The organism is Streptomyces sp. NPDC058145 (genome assembly GCF_042884245.1).
In the GTDB taxonomy this organism is placed as follows: domain Bacteria; phylum Actinomycetota; class Actinomycetes; order Streptomycetales; family Streptomycetaceae; genus Streptomyces.
In genome coordinates this window covers 122528-138471 of sequence record NZ_JBHVUH010000007.1, presented here as the reverse complement: position 1 = coordinate 138471, position 15944 = coordinate 122528, and the positions used below count along the sequence as shown (strand labels likewise).

The 15944-nt window shown below is 69.1% G+C and carries 16 protein-coding genes, 1 pseudogene and 1 riboswitch; of the genes and pseudogenes, 15 read left to right on the top strand and 2 right to left on the bottom strand.

Annotated features, from left to right (window positions below; translation table 11 throughout):
- Positions 1–425 precede the first annotated feature (425 nt).
- The 15 genes and pseudogenes from ACFVVO_RS17500 (at position 426) to ACFVVO_RS17430 (ending at position 14173) form a co-directional block, all read left to right on the top strand.
- Positions 426–1322, top strand: a complete 897-nt coding sequence (locus ACFVVO_RS17500) for a TauD/TfdA dioxygenase family protein (protein ID WP_390055801.1) — start codon at positions 426–428, stop codon at positions 1320–1322.
- Positions 1319–2212, top strand: coding sequence for an ABC transporter permease (locus ACFVVO_RS17495; RefSeq protein WP_390055799.1), 894 nt, complete (start codon positions 1319–1321; stop codon positions 2210–2212). The genes ACFVVO_RS17500 and ACFVVO_RS17495 overlap by 4 nt, the downstream gene beginning before the upstream one ends.
- Entirely contained in the window at positions 2209–2940 is a 732-nt protein-coding gene (locus ACFVVO_RS17490; RefSeq protein WP_390055797.1) for an ABC transporter ATP-binding protein, read from the top strand. Before ACFVVO_RS17495 ends, ACFVVO_RS17490 begins: the two co-directional genes overlap by 4 nt.
- Before the next feature lie 46 nt (positions 2941–2986).
- Entirely contained in the window at positions 2987–4045 is a 1059-nt protein-coding gene (locus ACFVVO_RS17485) for an aliphatic sulfonate ABC transporter substrate-binding protein (protein ID WP_390055795.1), read from the top strand.
- Positions 4042–5367 carry an LLM class flavin-dependent oxidoreductase gene (locus ACFVVO_RS17480; RefSeq protein ID WP_390055793.1) on the top strand — a complete coding sequence of 442 codons (1326 nt, stop codon included), beginning with the start codon at positions 4042–4044 and terminating at the stop codon, positions 5365–5367. Before ACFVVO_RS17485 ends, ACFVVO_RS17480 begins: the two co-directional genes overlap by 4 nt.
- Before the next feature lie 481 nt (positions 5368–5848).
- A riboswitch (SAM riboswitch) is annotated at positions 5849–5957 on the top strand.
- A gap of 31 nt (positions 5958–5988) precedes the next feature.
- Positions 5989–6138 carry a hypothetical protein gene (locus tag ACFVVO_RS17475; RefSeq protein WP_390055791.1) on the top strand — a complete coding sequence of 50 codons (150 nt, stop codon included), beginning with the start codon at positions 5989–5991 and terminating at the stop codon, positions 6136–6138.
- Between the two features lie 145 nt (positions 6139–6283).
- Positions 6284–7264, top strand: coding sequence for an amino acid ABC transporter permease (locus ACFVVO_RS17470; protein ID WP_390055789.1), 981 nt, complete (start codon positions 6284–6286; stop codon positions 7262–7264).
- The gene (locus tag ACFVVO_RS17465; RefSeq protein ID WP_390055788.1) at positions 7261–8058 is read left to right on the top strand and encodes an amino acid ABC transporter ATP-binding protein; all 798 of its coding nucleotides are present in this window, start codon (positions 7261–7263) and stop codon (positions 8056–8058) included. Before ACFVVO_RS17470 ends, ACFVVO_RS17465 begins: the two co-directional genes overlap by 4 nt.
- Positions 8059–8118: 60 nt before the next feature.
- Positions 8119–9144 carry a transporter substrate-binding domain-containing protein gene (locus ACFVVO_RS17460; RefSeq protein WP_390055786.1) on the top strand — a complete coding sequence of 342 codons (1026 nt, stop codon included), beginning with the start codon at positions 8119–8121 and terminating at the stop codon, positions 9142–9144.
- A gap of 90 nt (positions 9145–9234) precedes the next feature.
- Complete coding sequence (locus ACFVVO_RS17455) at positions 9235–9960, top strand: GNAT family N-acetyltransferase (RefSeq protein WP_390055784.1); 726 nt, start codon at positions 9235–9237, stop codon at positions 9958–9960.
- A 37-nt stretch (positions 9961–9997) separates the two neighbouring features.
- Positions 9998–10093, top strand: coding sequence for a putative leader peptide (locus ACFVVO_RS17450; RefSeq protein ID WP_390056255.1), 96 nt, complete (start codon positions 9998–10000; stop codon positions 10091–10093).
- A 111-nt stretch (positions 10094–10204) separates the two neighbouring features.
- Positions 10205–11416, top strand: coding sequence for an LLM class flavin-dependent oxidoreductase (locus tag ACFVVO_RS17445; protein ID WP_390055782.1), 1212 nt, complete (start codon positions 10205–10207; stop codon positions 11414–11416).
- A gap of 21 nt (positions 11417–11437) precedes the next feature.
- Positions 11438–12808 (top strand): NtaA/DmoA family FMN-dependent monooxygenase, encoded by a 1371-nt coding sequence (locus ACFVVO_RS17440; RefSeq protein ID WP_390055780.1) that lies wholly within the window; start codon positions 11438–11440, stop codon positions 12806–12808.
- Between the two features lie 5 nt (positions 12809–12813).
- Positions 12814–13032 (top strand): annotated as a pseudogene (locus ACFVVO_RS17435) (LLM class flavin-dependent oxidoreductase); the annotation flags it as partial.
- The gene (locus ACFVVO_RS17430) at positions 13025–14173 is read left to right on the top strand and encodes an LLM class flavin-dependent oxidoreductase (protein ID WP_390055778.1); all 1149 of its coding nucleotides are present in this window, start codon (positions 13025–13027) and stop codon (positions 14171–14173) included. The pseudogene ACFVVO_RS17435 and the gene ACFVVO_RS17430, both read left to right, overlap by 8 nt.
- Positions 14174–14429: 256 nt before the next feature.
- Here the strand turns inward: ACFVVO_RS17430 and ACFVVO_RS17425 are convergent, their stop codons facing one another.
- Positions 14430–14933, bottom strand: coding sequence for an AAA family ATPase (locus ACFVVO_RS17425; protein ID WP_390055776.1), 504 nt, complete (start codon positions 14931–14933; stop codon positions 14430–14432).
- 11 nt (positions 14934–14944) lie between these two features.
- On the bottom strand, positions 14945–15865 hold the full coding sequence (locus ACFVVO_RS17420) for a LysR family transcriptional regulator (RefSeq protein ID WP_390055774.1): 921 nt from the start codon (positions 15863–15865) through the stop codon (positions 14945–14947).
- Between the last annotated feature and the right edge of the window lie 79 nt (positions 15866–15944).

The following is a 15944-nucleotide window of genomic DNA, read 5'->3' as shown; positions in this document are numbered from 1 at the left end:
CCCGCGCGTGGACCTGACTCGGCGGCGCCACATCGATCTGGCGCACGTCTCCAGCGCGTTTTGTTGTCGCTGACCCGGGAAGTGCTCCCCGGCGGCGGCCGGTGTGCGCCCATGGCGTGTGCCTGGCAGCGGCGGTGTAAAGCCGCCGACGCTGCGATGTCTCCCCGCGGGATCGTCGTCTCCACCTCCTGAGAGCTCCCCCTCTCCCCTCCTTCTCGTGTGAGCCGGGAGCCTGTTCGCGCACGCCGACGCGATCCCTGAGAGCGCGGCTGTAGCGGTCCTGCGGCCACATGTTCTTCTCTTCGGCCCGCCCAGCCCAGCGCTCCTCCTGTGGTCGATCATTCCTGCGCAGTACCAGCCCATTTAGCCAACGCCCTCTTTTCCAGCACCCCTTGGCGTGCCCGTCTGCCCGGGAGGGACCCCTCATGCCTACGTCCATCCGCAAACTCACTGGCCGCATCGGCGCGCTCGTCGAGGGCGTCGACCTCACCGCGCCGCCCGACCCCTTGACGGTCACGGCGCTCCGTGACGCCCTCAACGAGCACAAGGCGATCGTGTTCGACGACGTGAACCTCGACAACGTCGGTCAGGAGCGTGTGGCCGGCTGGTTCGGCGAACTCACCACCGCCCACCCGAACGTGCCGGCCACCGACGGTACGACGAACGTGCTCGCCGTCGACAGCGAGACGTCCAAGGCCAACGAGTGGCACACGGACGTCTCCTTCGTGGTCAACCCGCCGCAGGCCACCACGCTGCGGTCGGTCGTGACCACGCCGTACGGCGGCGAGACGCTCATCGCGAACGCCGCCGCGGCCTACCGCGACCTGCCCGAACCACTGCGCGCACTCGCGGACTCGCTGCGCGTCGTACACACCAACCAGTACGATTACGTCCGGCCCTCGGCCGCGACGGCGCAGCGGCAGGAGTACGACCGCGTCTTCGTCTCGACGCCCTACGAGGCCGAGCACCCAGTTGTGCGGCTGCATCCGCTGACGGGTGAACGCGGGCTGTTCATCGGCGGGTTCGCCAAGCGCATCGTCGGCCTGTCGAGCAGCGACTCGGCGGATCTGCTGCGCATCCTCCAGTCGTACGTGACACGTCCGGAGAACATCCTGCGCTGGACCTGGGCGCCCAACCAACTGCTGATCTTCGACAACCGGATCACCCAGCACTACGGGGTGGACAACTACGACGACCACCCCCGCCGACTCAACCGGGTGACGATCGCCGGGGACGTCCCGGTCGGCGTCGACGGACGCCACAGCGAGCAACTCGTGGGCGACGCCACGCACTACAGCAGCGTGCTGGAGGTGGCGGCATGACCGAGCTCAGCCTCAGGGCGCCCGCCGTCACCGGGAGCCCGGACACCGAGACGACGAGCGCGCGCGAACGCGAGGTGTTCCTGCCGCGCGACGCCCGCCGCCGGACACCCCTCAGCACACTCCGCGAACGCCTGCGCTGGCCGCTGGGCATCTACACGACTCCCGTCGTGATCCTCGTCGCCTGGGAGGTCCTCGCCCGGGCCGGAGTGCTGGCGAAGACCTACGCTCCGGCACCGACCTCCATCGTAAAGTCCGCCGCCGATCTGTGGCAGCAGGGCGTCCTCGGGCCCGACCTGGCCATCTCGCTGCAGCGGGCCGGCATCGGTCTCGCGATCGGTCTGACGGTGGGCATCGTCACCGGAGTGCTCGGCGGGATGCTGCGCAGTGGTGAGTACCTGTTCAACGGCCTGGTGCAGGTGCTCAACACGATCCCGCTCCTCGCGGTGCTGCCCTTGATGATCGTGTGGTTCGGCATCGACGAACTCACGAAGGTGCTGCTGATCTCCTTCGGAGCCGGCGTCCCGATGTATCTCAATCTGTTCGCCGCCATCCGGGGCGTCGACCAGCGGCTGATCGAGATGGCGCGCACGACGGGCGCGGGCACCTGGCGTCTGATGACGCGCGTGCTGGTGCCCGGAGCCCTGCCGGGGTTCCTCGTCGGGCTCCGGTTCTCCCTCTCGTACAGCGTCCTGGGACTCGTCGCCGCCGAAACGGTCAACGCCGACAAGGGACTCGGCTTCCTCATCACTCAGGGGCAGACCTATCTGCAGACCAACCAGGTCTTCGTGGGCCTGGTGATCTACTCGCTCCTCGGTCTGCTCGCCGACCAGTTCGTCCGGGCTCTCGAGCGGGTGCTGCTGCGGTGGCGACCCAGTTATGAGGCGTCATGAGCAGCGCAGTCGCGACCGAGCCCCGCCGGCAGACCGGGGTCGCCGTCGAGCAGGTGGTCCGTCAGTTCGGTGACCGGGTGGTGCTCGACCAGCTCGACCTCACCATCGACGGCGAGGAGTTGGTGATCCTGCTCGGCCCCTCGGGCTGCGGGAAGAGCACCCTGCTGCGGCTGCTCGCCGGACTGGACCGGCCCGACGGCGGGCGCGTGGAGGTCCCGGCGAAGCGTGCGATCGTCTTCCAGGCCGACCGGCTGCTGCCGTGGCAGCGGATCCTGCGCAACGTCACGCTCGGCCTGCACGGGCCCGACGCGGAACAGCGGGCCCGCGATGTGCTGGCCGAGGTCGGCCTCTCGGGCCGTGAGAAGGCATGGCCCAAGGAGCTCTCCGGCGGCGAGGCCCAGCGGGTGTCGCTCGCGCGGGCACTGGTATCGGAGCCCGAACTCGTTTTGCTCGACGAGCCGTTCGCAGCCCTCGACGCCATCACCCGGCTGCGCATGCACGACCTCGTACGCGCCCTGCGGACCAAGCACCACGCCGCCATGCTGCTTGTCACCCACGACGTCGACGAGGCGATCGCCCTGGCTGACCGCATCGTCGTCATGAACAACGGCCGCATCGGCACCTCGCACGAGGTGCACCTCTCCGCCGCGGACCGCGAAGCGAGCGTCGCACGCGAGGAACTCCGCGCCCGGCTGCTGGAAGACCTCGGCCTCGCCGGCCAGCACTGACTCCCCCCGAAACACCCTCACCCAGCACAGGAAGCACACCCCAATTATGCGTAAGAGAACCAGCAGACTCATCGGTACAGTCGGTTCCCTCGCCCTGGCGAGCACCCTCGTCGCCTGCGGATCGTCGTCCTCGGACACCGCCGCGCCGCTGAGCAACGCCGCCGACGCGAGCGACGCCAAGCACCCCGAGTGGAGCAAGTACACCTTCACCATCGGCGACAACGGCGGTGACGGCAGCCAGGAGCTGGCGAAGATCACCGGCGTGTTCGACAACGCGTCCTACAAGGTGAAGTTCGCCCGCTTCACCTACGGCCCGCCGCTCGTGCAGGCCGCCGCCTCGGGCGACATCGACCTCGGCAGCGTCGGCGACGTACCACCGATCACCGGTGCCGCGAAGGAGTACGGCTTCAAGATCGTGGCCGTCAACCGATCGCTCACGCCCGACCAGGCGGTAGAGAACATCATCGTGCCGAAGGGCTCGAAGCTGAAGACCGCTGCCGACCTCAAGGGCAAGAAGATCGCTGTTCCGCAGGGCAGTTCTGCCCACGGACTGGCCCTGAACGCGCTGAAGAGCGTCGGACTCACCCCCAAGGACGCCAAGCTGGTCTTTCTCGACCCGGCGGCCGGTGCGACGGCGTTCAACACCGGCAAGGTGGACGCCTGGTCGATCTGGAACCCGCAGTCGGCGATCGCGGTCAAGAACGGTGCGCGGATTCTGGTGAAGGGTCTGCCGCCGATCGACCAGACGAGCAGCTACTACGTCGCAAGCGACACGTCGCTGAAGGACAAGACCAAGCGCGCGGCTCTCACGGACGTCCTGAAGAGGCTGTCGCGCGAGTTCGCCTGGGCGGTCAAGAACCCTGACAAGTACGCGCAGGCGCTCTCGAAGGAGCAGGGCATCCCGTTGGACGACGCCAAGGCGTCCCTGGCCGCCTACTCGAACCGGGTGACCCCGGTGGAGCAGTCGGACATCGAGCTGGAGCAGAAGCTCGCCGACGCCTTCCTGGAGGCGGGTCAGATCACCAAGAAGGTCGACGCCAAGTCGATCACCGACAACCTTCTCCCGGCCGGCTACGACAGCTCCAAGCTGAAGGTCACCTCATGAGTGAGAGACGGCAACTCCACCTCAACGCCTTCCTCATGGAAGCGGGCCACCACGAGGCGGCGTGGCGGCTCCCGCACAGCAATCCCCGGGCCGACTTCGACCTGCGGCACTGGATCGAACTGGCGCAGCTGGCCGAGAGCGCCAAGTTCGACTCGCTGTTCCTCGCGGACGGCCCGGCCCTGATTGGCACCGGCGAGTTCCGGCCGCCGGGCCAGCTCGAGCCGCTGACCCTGCTGACCGCGCTGTCCCAGGCGACCAGCAGGATCGGCCTCATCGCGACCGTGTCCTCGACGTACAACGAGCCGTACAACCTCGCCCGTCGGCTCGCGTCCGTCGACCATGTCAGCGGCGGCCGCGCAGGCTGGAACATCGTCACCTCGGCAGGCGCCGACGAGGCGGCCAACTTCGGCCTCGACGACCGCCCCGGCCACGCTGAGCGCTACGCCCGTGCCGACGAGTTCCTGAAGGTCGCCAAGGCACTGTGGGACAGCTGGGAGTCCGAGGCCGTCCTCGCGGACAGGGCCACGGGACGCTACGCCGACCCCGAGCGGCTGCACCGGCTCGGCCACCAGGGCAGGTACTTCAAGGTGGCCGGCCCGCTCAATGTCGAGCGTCCACCGCAGGGTCACCCGCTGCTCGTCCAGGCCGGCTCCTCCGAGGACGGCAAGGACTTCGCGGCCCGCCACGCCGAGGCGATCTTCACCGCGCACACGACGTACGAGCGCGCGGCCGCCTTCTACGCCGACATCAAGGCCCGCACCCGGGCCGCGGGGCGTGACCCGGACGGCGTCATCGTCCTGCCGGGCATCGTCCCGTACATCGGCTCGACCGAGGCAGAAGCCCAGGCGCTCGCACGACAGTTCGACGAGCTGCGCATTCCGGAATACGGGCTGCGCCAGCTGGCCGCCGTGTTCGAGACGGAACCGTCCGTCTTCCGACTCGACGCGCCCCTGCCGGACTTCATTCTCGCCAGGCCGAAGCTGGAGGGCTCCCAGAGCCGTTCCGACCTGATCATCGACCTCGCCGTGCGCGAGCAGCTGACGGTTCGCCAGATCATCTCGCGGCTCGGCGGCGGGCGCGGGCACTTCGAGTTCGTCGGCACGCCCGAGCAGATCGCGGACACCATCATCGCCTGGTTCGAGGGCGGTGCCGCGGACGGGTTCAACATCATGGCGCCCGCCCTGCCGTCTGGCCTCGCAGCCTTCGCCGAACACGTTCTGCCGATCCTGCGCGCCAAGGGCGTGTTCCGCGAGGAGTACGAGGGCGCAACCCTGCGGGAGCACTACGGACTGCCGGTACCGGCGAACCAGTTCCATGACTGAACCGCTTCCCGTGGGCGTTCCGCTCGCGACTCCTGCCGATTCCCCTTCCCGGAGCGGCGGGAGTCCGCCCGCGCAGGGTGCCCGACGCGTGTCTTCGACCGCGGCGCCGACGGCGTTCCGGTGATCGCGCGACAGGACAACTGCCAGACCTGCTTCCAGTGTCAGGCGTACTGCCCGACCGACGCGCTGTTCGTCGCCCCGCTGGTGACCGCGGCCCCTCCGGGCTGGTGCTTCCGTAATGTGACACAGCTCGAGGAATCAGGTACTGCGCGCCGCCGCCCGGCCGCCCACCCCGCCTTCGGCGGTCATCTCGGCCTCGACCGCATCCAACGCCGCAACAGCCCCCCGCTGCCAGGGCTGGGGACCACCGGAGCGGCCCTCCGCATCTGGACTGGACGGCCCACGCCGTCTGCCGGCCGTTCCACCTGCTGGACCGGCGTTGACACACGTTCGGTAAGTTGTCTTAACTACCGCGCAGAAAGGTCATGAGCGTCAGCGACAAGCCCTGGCTTGCTGACCGGCAACCCTCGCACCGCGGTGGGGTGCCCCAGGTGACGACCCGACCGACGAAGTCTCGGTAAGCGCGAGGGCCCCAAGGGCCGGAACAGTGACGGTGACCCCATGTACGCAGCTCCCAGGACGGCCGCACGCCGCTCCCGGGGCCGCGTACCGTCGTACGCGAACCTGCTCGTCGCCGACCGTGCCGTCGATCTGCTCCGCGTGAGCAGCGCACTGTGTACCGCACCGGGCCGCGCCCGCTGCCGGGGCTGACACTTCCCCGCAGCCCCCCGCACCTCCTGACGAACACCGCGCCCGCGGTGCACCGTTGCCCTCCCCGCCCCCGGTACCTCGCCGTCGTGCGCGCCGCCGCATGCCGCCGTGCCTCCGGGGTGTTCCCATCCAGCCGGAGCCCACCATGAGTGAACCCCCTGGTGCCACCGCCACCCTCGCCGAGGTGCCGACCACCGACGATCCGTCAAAGCCCCTCACAGCTCAGCGGGTTCTTCCGCTGCGGCGGCCGGGCCGCTGGATCGTCACCGCGGTCGTGCTGGTCCTCGTCGCCCAGTTCGTGCACGGACTGGTCACCAACCCCTTCTACCAGTGGGACCGCTGGAGCTACTGGTTCCTGCGCCCCACCATCCTCGACGGCCTGCTGATCACCCTCCAAGTCACCGCCTACAGCGCGGTGCTGGGCCTTGTCGGCGGCATCGTGCTTGCACTGGGCCGGCTCTCGAAGAGCCCGGTGCTGCGCGCGGTCAGCTGGACCTACGTCTGGGCGCTGCGCTCCATCCCGCTCATCGTGGTGCTGATCTTCCTGTACAACTTCAGCGCCCTGTACAAGACGTTGAGCGTCGGCATCCCCTTCGGCCCGGCCTTCTTCTCCTTCGACGAGTCGAGACTCGCCACCGACATGGTCGTCGCGGTCGTCGGCCTCAGCCTCAACGAGGCGGCCTACGCGGCCGAGGTAGTCCGCGGCGGCATCCTCTCCGTCGACCAGGGACAGTACGAGGCGGCCGCGGCGCTCGGCCTGCCGAAGGGCTACCAGTTCCGGAAGATCGTGTTTCCCCAGGCGCTCCGCTCGATCATCCCGAACTACGTCAACCAGCTCATCGGCCTGATCAAGGGGACCTCGCTGGTCTTCTACGTCTCCCTGCTCGACCTGTTCGGCTCCGCGCAGACAATGGGCTCCACTTACCCCGGCGACATCGTGCCGCTGCTGCTGGTCGTCACCGTCTGGTACCTGATCCTGACCAGCGTCGTGTCCGTCATCCAGTTCTACGTCGAGCGGCACTACGCCCGCGGTGCCACCCGCAGCCTGCCGTCGACACCGTTGCAGAAGCTCCGCACCGGACTTTCCGACCTGAGGGCCCGTATCCGCCGGGAGGCCGCCGTATGACCGCGGAGACGCTCGAAGCACTGGCGGACGTCGAGGCCGCCACCGTCGAGTTCCACGACGTGCACAAGTGGTACGGCACCCACCGGGTGCTGGAAGGCGTCGACCTGACCGTCCGCCCCGGCGAGGTCACCGTCATCCTCGGCCCCTCCGGCTCCGGCAAGTCGACCCTGCTGCGGATCATCAACCACCTGGAGAAGCCGGAGATCGGTTACGTCAGCATCAACGGCGAACTGATCGGCGTGAAGCGGCAGGGCGACCGGCTGAAGGAGCTGAGCGAGCGGGCCATCCTGGCCCAGCGCGGCCGGATCGGGTTCGTCTTCCAGAACTTCAACCTCTTCCCGCACCTGACCGTGCTGGACAACGTGTCCGCGGCTCCCGTCGCCGCCGGCAGACTCGGCAAGCCCGAGGCACAGGAACTCGCCCGCGAACTCCTCGCACGGGTCGGACTCGCCGACAAGACCGACGCCTACCCCCGCCAGCTCTCCGGCGGCCAGCAGCAGCGGGTCGCCATCGCCCGAGCTCTGGCCCTGCGTCCCGGCGTCGTCCTCTTCGACGAGCCCACCTCCGCCCTCGACCCCGAACTGGTCGGTGAAGTCCTCGCCGTAATCCGGGACTTGGCGACCAGCGGCACCACCCTCGTCATCGTCACCCACGAGATCGGCTTCGCCCGCGAGATCGCCGACCGGGTCGTCTTCATCGACAGCGGCAAGATCGTCGAGCAGGGACCGCCCTCCGAGATTCTCGACAACCCCCGGCACGAGCGGACCAGGGACTTCCTCAGCAAGGTTCTCTGACCACCGGCATACCAGACGCCCCCACACCACCCTCATCGACTTCAGCGACAAGGAACGGCCATGTCTGCCCACCTCACTCGACGCAGCCTGATACGCGGCATCACCGCGGCGACCGTCGTCGCCTCACTGGCCACCGGGCTCGCCGCCTGCGGTGGCGACAGCGACGCGGCCACCTCCACCGACGCCGCCAAGGCCGGTGAGGTCGTCATCGGCCGGGTCGCCAACGGCGCCGCCCAGCAGACCACGATCAAGGTCTCCGAGGTCAAGGCGATCAGCGCCGAACTGCCCGCCACCATCAGGAAGAGCGGCAATCTGGAAATCGGCATCGGTGCCCTGCCCGCCGGGTTCCCGCCGCTGGCGTACGTCGGCAACGACCAGAAGACCCTCACCGGCTCAGAGCCCGACCTCGGCCGCCTGGTCGCCGCGGTGTTCGGGCTGAAGGCGGAAGTCAAGAACTCCACCTGGGAGAACCTCTTCGTCGGCATCGACAGCGGCAAGGTCGACGTGGCCATCTCCAACGTCACCGACACCGAGGAGCGCAAGAAGAAGTACGAGTTCGCCTCCTACCGGCAGGACAACCTCGCCTTCATCGTGCCCAAGAAGAGCACCTGGAACTTCGACGGCAACTACGAGAACCTCGCCGGCAAGACGATCGCCGTCGGCTCCGGCACCAACCAGGAGAGAATTCTCCTGGAGTGGAAGGACAAGTTGGCCAAGGAGGGCAAGAAGCTCACCGTCAAGTACTTCCAGGACAGCACCAGCACCTACCTGGCCCTGAACAGCGGCAAGGTCGACGCCTCCTTCGGCCCCAACCCCGGTTTCGCCTACCACAACCGCCAGGTGGCCAACACGCCCAACGCCACGCGTACGGCGGGTACCTACTCCGGTGCCGGTGCGAGTCTGCAGGGCCTGATCGCGGCCACCGCGAAGAAGGACAGCGGCCTGGCCAAGCCGCTCGCCGACGCCGTCAACTACCTGATCAAGCACGGTCAGTACGCCGAGTGGCTCAAGGCGTACAACCTCTCCAACGAGGCCGTCGCCAAATCCCAGGTCAACCCGCCGGGCCTGCCGCTCGACAACTCCTGACCACCACGCGCCAGGGACTCCTCCGCCGCGCCGCGGTGGAGTCCCCGGCACGCCGGACGCCCCGAGCCGCACCCCGGAGACCGCCACACCATGTCCGTCACCACCATCGACGCAAGCTCCTCGCACATCCTGGACAACCCCGCCTGGGCAGCGCTCACCGGCCCCCACGCCCACTTCGCCGAACGGATCGGCCACGCCGCCCGCTATCACCAGGACGTGGCCCCCTTCTACGCCGTCTCCGACGAGGACGACCCGCGCGCCTGGGTGGACCTCGCCGCGCTCGTCGGCCCCGGCGGGACCGCGTCGGTGCGGGGCGTCACCGAGGCACCGGAAGGCTGGGAAGTCGTCGGCACGGGACTCGGCGTCCAGCTCGTGGACACCGGCCTGCGCGCGGAGCCCGACCCCGAGGCCGTAAGGCTCGGCCCCGACGACGTGCCCGAGATCCTCGACCTGGTCGCCCGCACCGAACCCGGCCCCTATCTGCCCCGCACCGTCGAGATGGGCACCTACCTGGGTATCCGCCACCGGGGCCGCCTGATCGCCTTGGCCGGCGAACGCCTCCACCCACCCGGCTGGACCGAGATCAGCGCCGTGTGCACCGACCCGGCGTATCACGGCCGGGGTTTGGCCACCCGCCTGGTCCGCGCCGTCGCGGCCGGCATCAAGGAGCGCGGCGAGCGGCCCTTCCTGCACGCCAGGGCCGACAACGCGAACGCAATCCGGCTGTACGAGTCGATCGGCTTCACCCTACGCAGTCGTACGGTCTTCTCACTCGTACGGCAGACCGGGGCCGCCGTCCTGGAAGAAACGGCATAGCCGTGCCGTTGTCCTTGTCGAAGGCGATGACTTGGAGGTGGGCCGGGTGTCACGTGTACTGCGTGCCGTGCGCCTCCACAGCCGGCCCCACATCGACCTCCAGCGCGTGGTCGGCGCCCTCTGTTGTTCCTGACCCTCCCCCAGCCTTCGGCCGGGGGGACCCCCATCTCCCTGCGGTCGCCACCGCCGTGCGCCCCACTCCGCGGGCCGGCGCTCTAGTACGGACCTCCAGGAAGGCGCCCTCGTGTCCTCAACTCCGATACCCCACTTGCACCTTGCCGTAGCCCTTGAGGGCACCGGCTGGCACCCCGCCTCCTGGCGCGAGCCGGTCGCCCGCCCCCGGGACCTGTTCACCGCCGGTTACTGGGCCGATCTGGTCGCCGAGGCCGAGCGCGGCCTGCTCGACTTCGTCACCTTTGAGGACGGGCTCGGCCTGCAGTCCTCGCACTACGGCGTCCTGGACGGCCGCACCGACCAGGTCCGCGGTCGCCTCGACGCCGTACTGATCGCGTCCCGCATCGCGCCGCTCACCCGGCACATCGGCCTGGTGCCGACGGTCATCGCCACTCACACGGAGCCCTTCCACATCTCCAAGGCCATCGCCACCCTCGACTACGTCAGCACCGGCCGGGCCGGCCTGCGCGTGCAAATCACAGCCCGCCCGCACGAGGCCGACCACTTCGGCCGCCGTACCTTCCCGCCGATCAGCCTGGAGGAGTTGCGGACGCCGGCCGGACAGGAGCGCCTCACCGATCTGTTCGACGAGGCCTCCGACTACCTCGAGGTCGTGCGGCGGCTGTGGGACAGCTGGGAGGACGACGCAGAGATACGGGACGTGGTCACCGGCCGCTTCATCGACCGGGACAAGCTGCACTACATCGACTTCGAAGGGCGGTTCTTCAGCGTCAAGGGTCCGTCCATCACCCCGCGCCCGCCGCAGGGCCAGCCGCTGGTCACCGCCCTCGCCCACCAGACCGTTCCGTACCGGCTCGTGGCCCGCCAGGCCGATGTCGGCTACGTCACCCCGCACGACGCCGAGCAGGCCCGCGCGATCGTCGCCGAGATCCGCGCAGAGCAGGAGACGGCCGGTCGAGCAGGCGAACTCCTGCATGTCTTCGGTGACTTGGTGGTCTTCCTGGACGATGACCGGGCCGCTGCGGAGGACCGGCGCGCGCGCCTCGACGCCCTTGCGGGGGAGCCGTACACCAGCGACGCCCGGATCTTCGCCGGTACGCCCAGCCAACTGGCTGATCTGCTGCAGGATTTGGCAGCGGAGGGTTTGAGCGGCTTCCGGCTGCGGCCCGCCGTCGCCAGCCACGACCTGCCGGCCATCACCCGTGGTCTGGTCCCCGAACTCCAGCGCCGGGGCGTCTTCCGCACCGCCTACGAGGCCGACACCCTGCTCGGCCTGCTCGGCCTGACCCGCCCCGCCAACCGCTACGCCGCGACCGCCTGAGCCGGAAGGACCGCACCCATCATGAGCAAGCCGCTGAAGCAGATCCATCTGGCCGCGCACTTCCCCGGCGTCAACAACACCACCGTGTGGAGCGATCCGCAGGCCGGCAGCCACATCGAATTCAGCTCCTTCGTCCACTTCGCGCAGACTGCCGAACGTGCCAAGTTTGACTTCCTGTTCCTCGCCGAGGGCCTGCGGCTGCGCGAACAGGGCGGCAAAATCTACGACCTGGACGTCGTCGGCCGCCCCGACACCTTCGCCGTCCTCGCCGCACTCGCCGCCGTCACCGAGCACCTCGGCTTGACCGGCACCATCAACTCAACCTTCAACGAGCCCTATGAAGTGGCCCGCCAGTTCGCCAGCCTCGACCATCTCTCCGGCGGTCGCTCCGCCTGGAACGTCGTCACCTCCTGGGACGCCTTCACCGGTGAGAACTTCCGTCGCGGCGGCTTCCTGCCGCAGGAGGAGCGCTACTCCCGCGCCAAGGAGTTCCTCGCCACGGCGAACGAGCTCTTCGACTCCTGGCACGGCGACGAGATCCTCGCCGACCGGGCCACCGGCGTCTTCCTGCGGGACGCGAAGGCCGGCGCCTTCGTCCACAGCGGGCAGCACTTCGACATCCATGGCCAGTTCAACGTCCCCCGCTCCCCGCAGGGCCGTCCCGTCATCTTCCAGGCCGGTGACTCCGAGGAGGGCCGCGAGTTCGCCGCCTCGTCCGCCGACGCCATCTTCAGCCGGCACGCCACCATGGAGGGCGGCCAGGCGTTCTACACGGATGTCAAGAAGCGTCTCGCCAAGTACGGCCGCCGCCACGACCAGCTGCTGATCCTGCCCGCCGCCACCTTCGTCCTCGCCGACACGGACACCGAGGCCGAGGAACTGGCCCGTGAGGTGCGCCGCCAGCAGGTCAGCGGGGCCACCGCCATCAAGCACCTGGAGTTCGTCTGGAACCGGGACCTGTCCGCCTACGACCCGGAAGGGCCGCTGCCCGACATCGACCCGGACGTCAGTGACAACCACATCTCCAAAGGTCGCGCCCAGGTACGGATGTACCGCGACCCGCTGGCCACCGCCCGCGAGTGGCGCCAACTCGCCGCCGCGAACAACTGGTCCATCCGCGACCTGGTCATCAACACCGGCAACCGCCAGACCTTCGTCGGCTCCCCGCAGACCATCGCCAAGACCCTCGACGACTACGTCCAGGCCGACGCCAGCGACGGCTTCATCCTCGTCCCACACACCACCCCCACCGGTCTCGACGACTTCGCCGACAAGGTCGTCCCGCTCCTGCAGGAGCAGGGCGTCTTCCGCACCCAGTACGAGGGGACGACCCTCCGTGACCACCTGGGCCTCGCGCACCCCGACGCCGCCGACGACCGGGTGGCGTCGTGAAGTTCCTCGACAAGGTGCACCGCTACCACGAACCGTTCGGGCACACCGTGCTCCACCTGCACGCCGACGCGAGCGGGCTGTCGGAGGCCCAGCACCGTGCCTCCCTCCAGCTGTTCCAATCCAAGATCGCCCCCGTGCTGCGCCGCGAAATCCCGGACCCGCCGTTCGTATGGGGACCCGTGCTTCCGGCACCACCGCTCACCCAGGAGTCCGTCCATGTCTGACATTGCCCTCGGCGTCCTCGACCTGGTCCCGATCCCCTCCGGCTCGACGGCAGCCGATGCCCTGCGCAACTCCATCGACCTCGCACAGCAGGCCGAGCGCTTCGGATATGCCCGCCACTGGTTCGCCGAGCACCACCTCAATCCGGGCGTGGCCGGCACGTCACCCGCGGTCGTCCTGGCGCTGACCGCATCCGCCACCTCCACCATCCGGCTCGGTTCCGGGGCCGTGCAGCTCGGGCACCGCACCGCGCTGTCCACCGTGGAGGAGTTCGGCCTGCTCGACGCGCTGCACCCGGGCCGCTTCGATCTGGGCTTGGGCCGCTCGGGCGGCCGCCCACCAGGACAGCCGACCACACCGTTGCCGACGGCGACCCCCGTCGTCGACGGCCGGACCCCGAACGGCCTGTTGATCCCGCCCCGCTTCTCCTTCGAGCATCTGCTCGGGTCACCCCGCATCGCGCTGCAGCGCAGGCTGCTTCTGCTGCCGGGCGCCGAGTCACAGGACTACGCCGAGCAGATCGACGACATCCTCGCCCTGCTGGCCGGCACCTACCGCTCCCCGGAGGGCGTCGAGGCGCACGTCGTGCCGGGGGAGGGTGCCGACGTGGAGCTGTGGATCCTGGGCAGCAGCGGTGGTCAGAGCGCCGCTGTCGCGGGCCGCAACGGTCTGCGGTTCGCGGCGAACTACCACGTCAGCCCGGCCACGGTCCTGGAGGCGGTGGAGGGTTACCGGTCCTTCTTCCAGCCTTCCGAGTTCCTCGACAAGCCGTACGTCAGCGTCTCGGCGGATGTCGTCGTCGCCGAGAACGACGCCACCGCCCGCGCACTCGCCACCGGCTACGGCCCGTGGGTCCGCAGCATCCGCACCGCCGAGGGCGCCATCGAGTACCCGACCGCTCAGGAAGCGCGTGCCCACACCTGGACCGACGAGGACCAGGCCCTCGTCCAGGACCGCCTCGACACCCAGTTCGTCGGCTCACCTGGCCGGGTGGCCGACCATCTGGAACAACTCCAGGAGGCCACGGGCGCGGACGAGTTGCTCATCACGACGATCACCCACGACCACACGGACCGTGTCCGTTCGTACGAACTGCTCGCGGAGGAATGGCGGCGACGGGGTCACTCCTTCCAGCCGAGCTGATGCTTGGGAGTACCCCACCGAGCGGCTGCACGCGACGCGTCGGTGCGGCCCGCCTCGTCACTGCGCCGAATCAGCGGAAGAACTTTTTACGGGAAGACGACCATGCTGAGACGACCCCGTGTTCGTCCTTCGCCGCGGCTCTGCGTTCGTGGCCCGACGCCGCCTCCTCGACTTCGGTCCCGGCATGGAGGGGCTTGAACCGCCGACGTTCGCGACGTGGCCCGAGCCGGGCGCTTGCGCAGTCGCCCGGTACGGGTCAGTCCGATGCCAGGCCGCGGAGGAGCAGAGCCAGTGACTGGTGCGGGCTCTGTCCCGCGGTGTCGACGACGACGCGCTCGCGGTCCCACGGTTCGTACTCCCGGTCGACGACCTGCTGCCAGTCCGGCAGTGGCAGCCCTGGAATGTCGGCCGACCGCGAGGTCACGCGGCGCCGGTGCTCCGCCGGATCCGAGCAGGCCACCTCCACCTCGACGACACGCACGCCCTTCCCGACGGCCGTGTGCCGCCAGGCGTCACGCGTCCCAATCAGTGGATTGACGGATTCCGCGATCACGGTCAGCCCTTGCCGCAGATGTTCCTCGGCCAGGGCATATCCGACGGCGTGGCCCAAGGGACCAACCGGGTGCCGGGCCACGCCGGAACGGACGATCGCCTGCTCGATGGTGTCGACCCGAAGATGGACCGCACCGATCCGGGCCACCAGGAGACGGGCGAGCGTGGTCTTGCCGGTGCCGGGCAGGCCGCACATGACGATGAGCACAGGATCACCCCTCATGTCAGCCGTCGCGCAGAAGCGTCGTACGCCTGGGCGTTGCGCACGAAAAGCTCGTGCAGGTCGCGGACCGCCCGCGGAACGGAGCCGGAATGGCGGCGCTGTAGTACCAGCAGTACATCGGTGGCATCCCCCGCGAGCGGCCGCACAGTGATTGCGCCCTGTCGTTCGAGAGGGTCGCCGACGACGCTGAAGTCCGGCAGGACCGTGGCCCCCAGCCCCTCGGCCACCATCAGCTTGCCCATCTCCGCGCCGTCGGTTGAGTACGAGAACGACGGAGCCCGGCCGCGGAGCAGCCGGTGCACGAAACGGTGCATCACATAGCCGGACCGCATCACGACCAGCGGCTCGGCCAGAAGACTGTCCAGGTCCACCGCATCCAGGGCCGCCAGCGGGCTGTCCGGACGCACGCACACCACCGGCCGGCCGCAGAGCAGGTCCGTCGTCTCGAAGCCGGGCGGCATGTCGTCGCCCCGGAGGTAGTTCACCAGTCCCAGGTCGAAGGCGCCCTCCAACAGCCCGCGGTGGATGTCGGCCTGCTGCGCGCCGACCAACTCCACCTGGGTGACCGGGTGCGAGGCCCGGAACTCGCGCACGGTCGGGATGACCAGCGGCACGGTAGCCGCGTTCACCGTACCGAGGCGGACCATTCGGCTGACGCGGTGCTGGTCGCCGGCCGCGCCGCGCAGCCGGTCGACCGAGTCCAGCACGCTCATGATGTGCGGCAGCAGTTCGCGTCCCTCGTCACTGATCTTCGCTCCGGACCGCTTGCGCTCCAGCAGGTCCACGCCGAGCTCGCGCTCCAGGTTGCGTACGGTCTCGCTGAGCGCCGGCTGGGACAGGTGCAGCTCCTCGGCGGCCCGCCGCAGCGAACCGAGCCGTGTGACGGCAGCGATGTATTCGAGCTGTTCGATACGCACGAACAGGAGACTGCGCCCTCCTGAGGACCGGGTTCAAGGGAATCCCTGTCACAACCTCGTGAATACCGACTCTCAGCAT